Source organism: Chryseobacterium sp. MP_3.2 (assembly GCF_035984805.1).
Taxonomy (GTDB): Bacteria; Bacteroidota; Bacteroidia; order Flavobacteriales; family Weeksellaceae; genus Kaistella.
Genome location: NZ_JAXCHW010000002.1, coordinates 91,282 through 103,824, shown reverse-complemented (window position 1 = coordinate 103,824; position 12,543 = coordinate 91,282). Strand labels below are relative to the sequence as shown.

The window sequence follows — 12,543 nt, the reverse complement described above, 5'->3', positions numbered from 1 at the left end:
CCTCAATATTATTGATTATCAGCCTCATTATTTTCTTCTTTCCGGATTTGCTCGCTCATTTCCTCTAAAACTGGCTTAATAGTACTTTCTGGAAGTTCGCTAATTCGGATATACATTAACCCATCAATAGCATCATTAAAACTAGGATCTACATTGAAGGAAATTACTTTTGCATTTTGCTTGATGTATTTTTTAATCAAAACCGGCATCCGCATTTCTGGTTCCAAATCATCAATTATTTTATCCAATTTATTCAAATCAGATTCTACCTCATCAAAAAATAGATGTTTATCGCGGTCTTTTAGTTTCACTTTAAAGTCATGTTTTGGATGAATGTATTGCGCCACCGCAGAGTCGTAATAGTGCGACCGCATAAATTCGATCATCAGTGATTTAGAAAATTCCGAAAATTTATCCGAAATACTGACGCCACCCATCAAAAATTTATGTTCTGGATTTCGCAGACACACATGCACGATTCCTCGCCACAAAAGGAAAAGAGGCAAAGGCTTTTGTTGATATTCCGTGGAAATGTAAGCACGCCCCATCTCGATTACTTTGCGGAAAAAAGGTTGAAGTTCCTGATCAAATTCGAATAATGAACTCGTGTAAAATCCCTCAATGCCATGTTTTTTCATCACCTCACTTCCGAGCGCCATTCTGTAAGCGCCCACCAATTTCTTCGCATTATTATCCCAGAGAAAAAGATGGTGATAATGCTGATCGTATTCGTCTAGGTCAAAAGGCAGATTGCTGCCCTCTCCTATTTTCCGGAAAGTCAATTCCCGTTGCCGACCAATTTCCCGCATGATAAAAGGGATTTCTGCGTATTTAGCGAAAAAGACTTCGTAATTTCCATTCCGAAACAGCATTTTCTCTTTTTTGTAGAGCGTCTCTATTTCTACTTCAAGATCTTCTTGCGGAGTTTCATCAATGATATTTTGAACTAAATTTTCTTCCTTTAAAATGGGGAAATTCAATTTCAAGTTGGGCAATTTCAGCTTTTCCGCGAGTGACTTTCGCTTTTCATAATAAGATTTTAAAACGTAAATTTTCTTTTGCAAAAATTCTCCAATTTCTTCCACACTTTCAATATCTTCCAAAGCTTTCACAGAAACTGCTTTTCCAACTCTGATTCTAATAGGCTGTTCCCTTTTATGCATCATTTCTGAAGGCAAGAGCAACGTCTGCAAATCTGGATGAACTTTTGCGAGCTGATAAAATAAAGTGCTGTTTTTCGCGTGAAAATACATGGGAACCACCGGAACTTTCGCCATTTTAATGAGCTTCAGCGCCGGTTTTTCCCAGGCTTTATCCATGATTTCATTAAAGGAGTTGTTTTTATTAGAAACTTCTCCTGCCGGAAAAATCCCGACACACCCACCGCTTTCCAAATGTTTCAATGTTCCCCGCATTCCCGTGGCGCTGTTTCTTAAATCTTTTCTACCTTCAAAAGGGTTTACCGAAATGACGAAGGGCTCCATGGGTTTTATTTTTTCCAGAAGAAAATTTCCCATAATTTTGAAATCGGGACGAATTTCCGATAAGATTTTCGTCATCAAAATACCATCAATAGCTCCTAAAGGATGATTAGAGACCAAAATGAAAGGACCAGTCTTCGGTATTTTTGCCAGGTCCTCTTCAAATACGATGTATTTTAAATCCCGTTCTCGCACAAAAGAATCGAAAAAATCTTTCCCAACTTTATCTTTTAAGCTATCATAGAGTTTATTAACCTCATTAATTTTGGTAATTCCCATGACGGCCGAAGCTAAAGAATTTTTAAAAATTCCTGTTTTGCTTAAGCCAGAGGCTTTAATTAAGTCGGTTTTGGTTATTAAACTCATGGTGTTTAGTTGGTTACTACTTGAATAATTTTTTTGGAAATCTGTTCCAAAAGGATATTTTTACCTTCATAGAAGCTTTTCAAATCCTCTAAATTAGCATTTCTCAAAGTATACATAGAAACATCCCGCACCACTTCGGTATTAAAAGTAATTTGTAACTCCTGATTTAGAGCGTCTAAAGTTTCATACTTATCTTCCAAACAAACCGCAAGAGAAATTGCAGAATTCTGCATTAGGGAAATTTTGATTTGTTGTTTCGCAAACAAAGCAAAGATTTGACTTAAATGTTCCTCTGCAATAAAGGAGAAATCACGCGTCGAAATATGCATCAAATGCTGATTTTCCTTCACGATATAAGATTCAAGCTGCTGATTTACTTCGGTAGAACTCACTTTGGTTCCAGCTTTTTTTGGATCCAAAAATGATTTCACATAGAAGGGAATATTTTTCTGCTTTAAAGGTTGAAGCGTTTTTGGGTGAATCACCGATGCTCCATAATAAGCCATTTCAATGGCTTCTTCGTAGGAAATATTATCGAGCAAAGTTACGTTTTCAAACTTTCTTGGATCACCTGTCATTACGCCGGGAACATCTTTCCAAATCGTCATGGCATCGGCGTTTAAACCGTACGCAAAAATGGCGGCAGAATAATCGGAGCCTTCTCTGCCCAAAGTCACGGTGAAATTATTGGCTTCGGAGCCGATGAAACCTTGCGTTACATAACAAGTATTTTGATCAAGTGTGGAAATTTGTTTTTGTGTTTCTTCCCAGTTGATATTTCCTTCTCGGTAATTACTATCGGTTTTTATGTAATCTCGCGCATCAATCCACGTATTTCTAAATTGAATATCCGTTAAATATTCGCTTAAGATTTTAGAAGAAATCATTTCTCCGCAACTTACCACTTGATCATAAACAAAATTAGGATTTGGGGATTTGTTGCGACGCAGAAAGGATTCGATATCATCAAAAAATAAAGAAATCTCGGCGAAAACAGCATGTCCATTTTGAAAAAGTCCGGTGGAAATTTCTAAATGTGTTTGCTTTACTTTTTCTATTTCAGTTTCGTAATCTTCTTTTTCAAAATACTTTTTCACTACTTTTTCCAAAGCATTGGTGGTTTTTCCCATAGCCGAAACGACCAAAAGACAATTTTCAAAACCTTCGGATTCCAAAACCAAAGCAACATTTTTTACACTTTCTGCATCTTTCACAGATGCGCCTCCAAACTTAAAAACTTTCATCTACTATTTTACCAATCAATAGGTTATAAAAAAAATCTCATTTTAGTCTAAAACTAAGATGGCCCAAAATTATTCATTTAGAGCGAAATAAAAAAACGCGCTGTTTTCTCCTCAATAATTGAAGGGAAAAACGTCCTCCTTATTTACCTTTTAAAATTTCGGATGGTTGTAATTTCGCCGTTTATATTTAAAGAAAAAGGGAGACAAATTGAAAGAATTTTCCGAAATTTGTGAAAACCCAAATACAATTTAGCATGGCTGATCAAAGTTTCCAGACTCTAGGTGAATTTATTATCGATAAACAAGAAGATTTTCTTTATTCCACCGGGGAATTATCTCGTTTATTAAGTGCAATCCGTCTCGCTTCCAAGGTCGTAAACCGCCAAGTGAACAAAGCCGGAATTGCGAATATCATCGGAAAAGTTGGAAGCAGCAATATTCAGGGCGAAGAGCAACAGAAATTGGATGTACTGGCAAATGACATCTTTATTGAAGCCCTTTCTCAACGCGAAGTAGTTTGCGGAATTGCCTCTGAAGAAAATGACGATTTCATTACGGTAAGAACTGGTCCAAACGCGCATTTGAGTAAATATGTGGTTCTAATTGATCCTTTAGACGGTTCTTCAAATATTGACGTCAATGTTTCTGTAGGAACAATTTTTTCGATTTACCGCCGTGTTTCCGAGCCGGGAACACCTGTAATTTTAGAAGATTTTTTACAAAAAGGTGTGAATCAAGCTGCCGCAGGATATGTGGTTTACGGTTCTTCCACCATGATTGTTTACACCACTGGAAATGGGGTAAATGGATTTACTTTGGATCCAAGTTTAGGAACTTATTATCTTTCTCATCCAAGCATGAAATTTCCAGAAAATGGTAAAATCTATTCCATCAATGAGGGAAACTATATTAAATTTCCACAAGGCGTAAAAGATTATTTAAAATATTGCCAAAAAGAAGAGGATGATCGTCCTTACACAGCGCGATACATTGGAAGTTTAGTTTCCGATTTTCATCGGAATATGATTAAAGGCGGAATTTATATTTATCCTTCCACGGCTCAATCACCGAACGGAAAACTTCGTCTTTTGTATGAATGTAATCCAATGGCTTTACTTACTGAGCAAGCGGGTGGCAAATGTACAGACGGATTTCAGAGAATTCTAGAAATTGAACCTACAGAATTGCATCAGCGCGTTCCATTTTTTTGCGGAAATACCAAAATGGTGGAAGAAGCAGAAGAATTTATGAAAAACGCACAGTAAATTTTCTAAGGTTTTATAGACAGAAATTTTTAAGGAGCTTTTTCCCGCTTTCCACTTTATCTTTTTATTTTTCTAAAAAAAAAATAAAAAGGATACCGTTCCAATCGGGGCTATTGACCAGTTCACGCCATAAAAAATCGATGTACGCAACATTTAAAAGACATCTTCTTCAATTCAAAAATCCCAGCGGAACTTCGCGCGGCGTTCTCACTACGAAAGAAACTTTCTTTCTCGAAATCGAAGAGAACGGCAAAAAAGGCATCGGTGAATGTGGACTTTTCCGCGGATTAAGTTTTGATGATGTGCCGGAATATGAGGATAAACTTGCATGGCTCTGCACAAATATAAATCTAAATTCAAATTTTTTAAAAGAGGAATTAAAAAATTTCCCTTCTATTTGGTTTGGCTATGAACAAGCCATGTTAAATTTAATACAAGGCGAAAACCTCTACTTTCCCAGTGATTTCACAACCGGAAAAAATTCCATGAAAATCAATGGGTTAATTTGGATGGGTTCAGCTGAGTTTATGCAAGAACAAATTGAGGAAAAATTAGCGCAAGGATTTGATTGTATCAAATTGAAAATTGGTGTTGATTGGGACTCAGAGAAAAATATTTTAAAACATTTGCGAGAAAAATTTCCAAAGGAACAGTTAGAATTACGTGTGGATGCCAATGGAGGCTTTAGTTTTGAAGAAGCTAAAATTGTTTTGGAAGAACTACATGAGCTGGGAATTCATTCCATTGAACAGCCTATAAAAGCAGGACAAATTGACGAAATGGCAGAATTATGTACGATTACTCCGACTCCCATTGCCTTAGATGAAGAATTAATTGGCGTTGTAGATTTCCAGAAGAAAAAAGAACTTTTAGAACAAATAAAACCCCAGTTCATCATTCTGAAACCTTCATTAGTGGGTGGAATTTCCGGCAGCGAAGAGTGGATTTCTCTGGCAGAAAATTTAGGAATTGGATGGTGGATTACCTCAGCGTTGGAAAGTAATATCGGTCTAACCGCCATCGCGCAATACACTTTTACTAAAGACCCAAAAATGCCGCAAGGATTAGGAACTGGTGGATTATTCACGAATAATCTGGAAACTTCTTTAGTTTTAAAAGGAGATCAACTTTGGATGCAATAATCACATTGTGAAACTTAAAATCATTGAAAAAGGTCTAGTTTTTCACAATGTTTTTCATAATAATTTCCGCGTGAATCCGCGAATTTTCTATAAACCAAAGATGGGTATCTCGTCCGCCACAAACCACTCCTGCTAAATACAAACCTTCAATATTGGTTTCCATAGTTTGTTCATTGTACTGTGGTTTTAAACAATCGCCCTGCAATTCAATCCCGGAATTTCGGAGGAATTCAAAATTCGGCAAATAGCCGGTCATGGCTAAAACAAAATCATTTTCAATTTCATGAATCGTTTCGTGTTCGTCTTTAAAGATGATTGTTCGTTCTTTAATTTCCACCACTTCAGCATTAAAAAAAGCCTCGATAGCCCCTTCCTTAATTCTATTCTCGATGTCTGGTTTCACCCAATATTTTACACTTTTTGAAATATCTGAATGGCGAATAATCATGGTAACTTCTGCTCCTTTCCGATAGGTCTCCAAAGCTGCATCTACGGCAGAATTACTTGAACCAATGACTGCAATTTTCTGCTTTGCGTAAGGATAAGGTTCTGAATAATAATGTTTCACTTTTGGTAATTTCTCTCCTTCCACTTTCATTAGATTTGGAACATCATAAAATCCAGTGGCAATGATTACGTTTTTGGCGCTGTAATTTGCTTTGGTTGTTTCCAACGAAAAGTGGGTGCCTTTTGTCACGCTCAGAACTTTTTCGTAGAGGTTTATTTTCAGATTTCGTTGTCGCGTAATGCCTTGATAATATTCTAAGGCTTCTCTCCGACCCGGTTTCGGTGCGGTAGAAATGAAGGGAATATCGGCAATCTCTAATTTATCTGCAGTGGAGAAAAAAGTCATGTACAAGGGGTAATTGTAGAGGGAATTTACAATGGTTCCTTTCTCCAGAATTAAATAATTCAAGCCAGCTTTTTCAGCTTCTAATGCACAGTTTAAACCAATTGGTCCACCCCCGATAATAATGACATCAAAACATTCCATGGTGCAAAGATATTGAAGTAAAAGCAAATTTTACAGGAGCTCCCCGCTAAACAGGACATCGATACAATAAATAACTGGCGAAGAAACTCATTTTAAAAAATTTAATGGAGTTTTTTCTTCTTAAACTTAGTTTCTATTCTTTAATAAAACCCACCCCGTAAAAACTCTGCCATCTGCTAAGGTCAGCACATACCAATAAGAAGCGGTAGCAACGCCACGCAAACCCGTTTTTCCATCCCAAACTAAACGCGTGGAACTGTTCTGTTCATAGATCTTTTCTTGAAATCTGTTATAAATTTTCAGATTAGTCATTTTACCATCAAAAACATTAAGATCATCTATCACCCAAGTGTCATTAAACCCATCATCATTAGGCGTAAAGGCATTTTTAATATCCAACACCAAACCGTTCTTCGGTTCACCTAGACAATCTGACCCCTCAAATTTCACATAAAATGTAATCACCCCAAAAGGCAAATTATTAAACACATTGCTAGTCTGATAGTTTATATTATCAATGGAATAAAGAATCGTTTGGCTTCCACTTGCTATAACCGTGTAGGATTTGCCATTCGGAATAAGATTAGTAATAATGGGCACTTCGAAGTAACTCACTTTAAAAGTGGTGGAAAAGGTACATCCATTTGCTGCCACTACATTAAGGGTGTAATTACCCACTTCTTTCACTCCTAATAATTGATTTGTTGTAGAAACAATTGAACCTGCAGAATTCCGCCACTCAAAGCTCACAATATCTAATCCGGAAAAATCTGGTTTAATATCAATGAACCCATTGGGACAAAGAAAGTATTCTGGCAAAGAAAAAACTGGCGTCGTTTTTAATTTTATATTGATCTCCGCTTTCTCGGGACAAAGTCCAGCTGTACTCACTTTTACGATTATTTTTGAACTTCCGCTTAATCTATTAAAGACGTAATTTTTTGGCGCAGTAATTTGATTGGTATTATTATTTAAATCTAATAAAGTGGGAAAATACGTATATGATGCTGTAGGACCATATATGTCATTTTCAAATTGCGTTAAGTTAACTTCTTCGGAACCATTATTCTCGAGATCACAAACTTCTAAATTAAATGGACCACTATTTTTCAGCACTACCTTCTGACCAAACTTAAATTCAACTGAGGCGGTATCATAACATGCTGTAATATTTTCAGTGCGTACATAAATAGTCATTCTTGCCGGATCAATGATGAAGTTTTTCGGATTAGAAATTGGGTTAGTGTTTGCTTCCGCGTCCGCTCGGGTATTGAAAAAAGTGAAAATTTGATCAGAACTTGGAGTATAAACCATTCTATCTGTGTAGAGCGTTAAGTCCACTTCATATAAGCCATCCAAATTATCATCACATAAATCAGCAATAATCGCATTCAGCGCTTTTGGTGGAACATAAGTTTGCAATTCAATCGGCGCCACAGAATAGCAACCGCTCGATTTAGAAGTGAATCTGGCCCAGTGGGTAATTCTAGAATTTTTTGTTACTACCATAGCATTGATCTGCGTAGATGACAATCCTGCATTCGCTTCCTGTTCGGTTTTATAATAGGTAATGTTGATATTTGCTAGTGGAATTTGATTTTCGGCAGGTAAAAATAACTGCGAGGTAGCATCGGCGAGGTTAAAAGTTTCATTCAGGTTAAAACCAAAATCACATTTCTGCAACACCGCAGATTTTAAAATGACAGCAGGTAAAAATACCAGTTCGATATTGATGATACTTACGGAAAAACAACCTCCCGCAAAAGAAACTTTAGCATATACTTTTCCACTCTGAGCAGTTTGATAAGCCGCGGGATTAGGAATTAAACCAGAAAATGAATTGGTAGCAGCATTGTAATCGGTATAGAATTGAAAGCTCACCGCCTCACTGCCTGTGTAGATTTCTGCTTCCAAAGTCTTTAAGTTAAAAGGTTCTACACCATCATTATTATTATCGCAAATCGGAGGCGTGATGGCATTTACAACTTTTTTTACCATTGGCGTTAAGGTGAGATTCACTGTAAATTCAAATACGTTGGAACATCCATAAGATTCTATTTTCGCAAATAACTTCGCAGAATTTTGAACGTTAAAAGTGGTAATTGCATTGGTTCCAGCTGTGGCATCAGAAAGTTGCGAATAATAGGTTACGGTAGCGTTTTGCGGTCCCTTTATCCCATTGCTGAACTGCGCTAAAGTTACATCCTCTTTTCCATCATTTTCTGAATCACATACTTCAAAAATTGATTGGAAAATGATTGGATTCACTAAATTAATGGCTAAAACTTTAATTGCGTAACAACCCGCAGAATCTGTAAATCTCACATAAAAAATTGCAGGGACAAAATAGCCGTCCTCTGTAATGGTTTGAATGTTTGAAATTTGATTAATATTTAATTCCGCAGCGTCTGGCGAGGTGAAATAGGCCGTAGTAATTACGCCAGTTTCCAGCAGCATACCTACGGAATAAAAATCCAAATCTACTTGTACATCCTGCGTTCCATCAAAACAAATATATTTGGATGTATTTTGCGCCTCTACTTGCGTAAAAGTTATGTCCATGTTAATGGTTGCAATAGTGAAACATCCATTCGCATTTTCAACTCTTACAAAAACAGGATATTGACCCTCGGAAATGATGCTTAAATTACCACCACCGCCAATAAATGCATTGTCATAATTAAGATAATATGAAGTTGCAACACCCGTTTCAGCTGTAATCAACGAATCAAAAACAGCAGGGAAATCAAATGGTTCCAATGTATCAAATTTAAAATCACATGTAGTAAGTTGATAATCCAAAGGCGTATTTACGACTGGAGTTGGTGTGAAATTGACTGTTATGGGCCCAAATGTTTGCGTACAGTTTCCTGTTTTATAATTAACAAAAAGCTGCGTACCATTTACCAAATTAGCAGTGGTCACTTCGTTCATGTTCGCATCCGCATCTGCTTGAGATAAAAAGTAGTGGATACTTCCAGCAATCGGAAGAGTAAATATTTTTGGAGTAAAAGTAGAAAGCAGATAATTGTTCTCTACTCCATCGTTATCCGTATCACACACTAACAAAGTAGAATTAACAACCGTTTTAGCCAATACATTCAATGTCAGTATTGAAGTTCGATAACAAGTTGGAGTACTTGGATTCTGCACCCTTACATAAAAAGTTGCAGAGGAAGTAAGTGTAAAATTTTGGGGTTGTGAATTGTCTCCTGACTCGGCGTCAGCAAGGCTTGTATGAAAAGTAAAATTAAAATTTGCAGGATTTTGGGGAGTTAAATCTGCGCGGAAATCATCAAGATTAATAAGAAAGGAATTTCCACCACAAAAAACTTTTGTAAAATTTTTGGCTAAAGGATAATATGGTGAAAAGGTAATACTGGTAGTATCCTCCAAAACGTAATTGTAATTTCCACAGAGCGGATAATTAACCTTCACGGTATAAACTTCGTTATTTTCTGGACAAACACTCACACTGTCACCTGTTCCAACTTTTTCATTTTTAGAATTAAACCAATTGACTTGGGGTACAATGGTGCTTCCTGCCGGTGTAAATTTATAGGCTTCATTTTGAGAAGCCCATTCGCCTACATTTCTTCCGGCGGGAGAATAACCAATGGTTCGATCCTCATTAATTATTCCGAGCAAAGAATTTTTAAATTTTGCCTGGGCACAAGGAACTGGCTTTTCGTCCACAAAAATTTCTATGGCGTTAGAGCCTTCGGAAAGTACAATCTGAGAAGTTGAAGTTTGACTGCAGCCAACGAGTCTGCCTTTATAAAAATTAATGATCAATTTCCGACAAGGTGCTGTGCCAACAACTTTGTAATAAATCTCGGAATCATTGTTTTTTGAGAAAACCAAATCACTGTAAACCCCGAAAATACTACTTTTTGGCAAAGTTGTGCTCGGATTTGTATCGCCTACATTGGGATAATTGACCTTGCCTAATTGAGAAACATCAAAAGTAATTACGCCATTGGTCCCGATGACAAGATCTTTATAAACCGCCCCGAAATAGCAAAAATTAAAAGGAATAGGTATTTTTGAGAAAAAGTCATCATCGCCCTCTGCATTGAGTGCCGTTCCCTCATTATATTTTCCATAAGGAATATAATTTTCTGTGGATACTGCGTAGGATGAAGTTTCATTAAATGCAGGATAGCTCGCATTTAATGTTAAACATTTATCATTTAGAGTATAACTGCAATCAATAATTGCATCCTCATTTCCATAGGAGTCGGTAATTTTTACGGTATTGCAAAACTGCTGCCCGATAAGGGAAGAGGTCATGGAGGCAAAGGCAAAAATTAAAAAAATTACGCTTTTCTGCATTTTTTAATTTTGATTTTAAGTTACCTTCCAAAATTTGTGTTTTTTTCTACAATTATTTACCTCAAATTGTATTCATAATTCCGATTGAATATCTAAAATTATAATCTAATATACGTAACATATTCTCTATTGGTGGAATCTAAATAAAGATTTTTTTGAATTTTTTTATTCACTTCTTGTAGTTGATTCCGGTATACAATTTGAAAACGCTTATTAAAAAGTACAAAAGTAAAGAATTGTAGATGGCGAAGATAATAATTTTAACCATATTTAAGATTATTATTGACATTTTTTCTTCTAAATATTTTATGGGCGAGAAATATGGCGATGCGAGACCACGCTTTGTAGAAAGTGAATTTGAGAAAATGTGCAAAAACAGATTGAAGAGAATAACATTTTAGATCGCCTCTTCCAACTTTAGAGATAGGTCGATGTGAACGCCTCTGTCCACCGCAATAAAATTGAAATCTCCTTCTAAGTCAGCCATTCTGCATCGTAAATTTTCCAGACCGTTTCCTTTTGGAGAATCTGCGACAATGCCGATTCCATCATCAATAATGGAGATGGTTAAATGATTTTCTACCAGCCTGAAAACAATTTCGATATTGTTAGCATTGCTGTGTTTGTATATGTTATTGAGTGCCTCCTTTGTGCAGAGGAAAAGATTGCGGCGTTGACTTGCTGAAACGTGAGAAAAATTGATATTGAATTTTTTAAAATTAACCCTGATTTCCGTTTTACCAAAGAAATTTTTCGTGTACGTCACTATATCTTCTACGAAATTAACCAATGTATCTGAGCGTGAATTTAGACTCCAAAGCATTTCTCTCATACTGGAATTCAACTCCTCGCACGTTTGTAAAAGATCCTGAATATTTTCTACGCTTTCTGTATCAGTGGCATTTTGTTTCAGAAATTCTGCCTGTAATTTAATGGCGGAAATTCCGGCACCTAAGTCATCATGCATGTCATGAGAAATCCTTTCATGTTCTTTCTGCGCTTTTTTTTGAAAATCTACTTCTTTCTGCAGCAGTTGATTGCCGTGAATCATTTCCTGCAGCGCAATTTCTTTTTGATAGAGAATCTGTTTTCGGGAATAAAGCAAAACAACAAAAATTAAAAACACTACCACAGACACCATCAAAACAATGGAGAGTACTATAGAAACCTTTATGTCTGCGGGTAAACTGTTCATACTGCCGGTTTTTGCTTTCGGGTAACGGAAATAAGAAAAAACACATACGTAATCAAAATAGATACTTTAAATATCTGATGCAAAAGCAGCAAGAATTCTGGATCATGCGTTTGTAAATAATACATTAAAGTTACTCTAAATAAAAATATAATCCCCCAAAATAAGATGGCGGCACTCACCCAAAAACCCTGCATCTGAGCAATAAAAACCTTCTCCATATTTTTCAAATGATAAGAAAACCAAATTAAAGCAAAAGTGGCATATGTTAAGGAGATGATGACCCCCACTTCTACGGGGAAAATGTGCGGGGATTCATAAATAAAATAAACCATTGCTAAGATGGAACCTCCACCCAGCGCGTACAACACTTTTCTAAATTGAGGAATAAGATTAGAATAATACAATGTAAAAAACGGAACATAAAGAAATGAACCGATGAGATACGTTAAATTTTTTCCATCAGGATCTAGAAACATACAGAGGATTTCTATTACTGCTACAATTAAAAAATAAATGTAAAA

At 36.3% G+C, this 12,543-nt stretch carries 9 protein-coding genes; 3 read left to right on the top strand and 6 right to left on the bottom strand.

Features of this window, described 5'->3' with window-relative positions:
* Positions 1-8: 8 nt before the first annotated feature.
* Both RCH13_RS04540 and RCH13_RS04535 read right to left on the bottom strand, forming a co-directional pair.
* Positions 9-1,847, bottom strand: a complete 1,839-nt coding sequence (locus RCH13_RS04540) for a lysophospholipid acyltransferase family protein (RefSeq protein ID WP_326986046.1) — start codon at positions 1,845-1,847, stop codon at positions 9-11.
* Positions 1,848-1,852: 5 nt separating this feature from the next.
* On the bottom strand, positions 1,853-3,091 hold the full coding sequence (locus tag RCH13_RS04535; protein WP_326986045.1) for an aspartate kinase: 1,239 nt from the start codon (positions 3,089-3,091) through the stop codon (positions 1,853-1,855).
* A gap of 254 nt (positions 3,092-3,345) precedes the next feature.
* On the opposite strand from RCH13_RS04535, the gene fbp reads away from it, so the two are divergent.
* Together fbp and menC are read left to right on the top strand one after the other, a co-directional pair.
* A complete protein-coding gene (fbp, locus tag RCH13_RS04530; protein WP_326986044.1) occupies positions 3,346-4,356 on the top strand; it encodes a class 1 fructose-bisphosphatase in 1,011 nt (336 codons plus the stop codon).
* A 140-nt stretch (positions 4,357-4,496) separates the two neighbouring features.
* Complete coding sequence (gene menC, locus RCH13_RS04525) at positions 4,497-5,498, top strand: o-succinylbenzoate synthase (RefSeq protein ID WP_326986043.1); 1,002 nt, start codon at positions 4,497-4,499, stop codon at positions 5,496-5,498.
* A gap of 34 nt (positions 5,499-5,532) precedes the next feature.
* On the opposite strand, the gene RCH13_RS04520 is transcribed toward menC, so the two are convergent.
* Both RCH13_RS04520 and RCH13_RS04515 read right to left on the bottom strand, forming a co-directional pair.
* On the bottom strand, positions 5,533-6,492 hold the full coding sequence (locus tag RCH13_RS04520) for a YpdA family putative bacillithiol disulfide reductase (RefSeq protein WP_326986268.1): 960 nt from the start codon (positions 6,490-6,492) through the stop codon (positions 5,533-5,535).
* Positions 6,493-6,618: 126 nt separating this feature from the next.
* Positions 6,619-10,827: a T9SS type B sorting domain-containing protein gene (locus RCH13_RS04515; RefSeq protein WP_326986042.1), complete on the bottom strand. Its 4,209-nt coding sequence runs from the start codon at positions 10,825-10,827 to the stop codon at positions 6,619-6,621.
* A 242-nt stretch (positions 10,828-11,069) separates the two neighbouring features.
* Here RCH13_RS04515 and RCH13_RS04510 point away from each other — a divergent pair, with 242 nt between their 5' ends.
* Positions 11,070-11,228 carry a hypothetical protein gene (locus RCH13_RS04510; RefSeq protein WP_326986041.1) on the top strand — a complete coding sequence of 53 codons (159 nt, stop codon included), beginning with the start codon at positions 11,070-11,072 and terminating at the stop codon, positions 11,226-11,228.
* Here the strand turns inward: RCH13_RS04510 and RCH13_RS04505 are convergent.
* Together RCH13_RS04505 and RCH13_RS04500 are read right to left on the bottom strand one after the other, a co-directional pair.
* On the bottom strand, positions 11,225-12,022 hold the full coding sequence (locus RCH13_RS04505; RefSeq protein ID WP_326986040.1) for a sensor histidine kinase: 798 nt from the start codon (positions 12,020-12,022) through the stop codon (positions 11,225-11,227). The genes RCH13_RS04510 and RCH13_RS04505 overlap by 4 nt on opposite strands.
* Positions 12,019-12,498, bottom strand: coding sequence for a hypothetical protein (locus tag RCH13_RS04500; RefSeq protein ID WP_326986039.1), 480 nt, complete (start codon positions 12,496-12,498; stop codon positions 12,019-12,021). Before RCH13_RS04500 ends, RCH13_RS04505 begins: the two co-directional genes overlap by 4 nt.
* Positions 12,499-12,543: the final 45 nt, after the last annotated feature.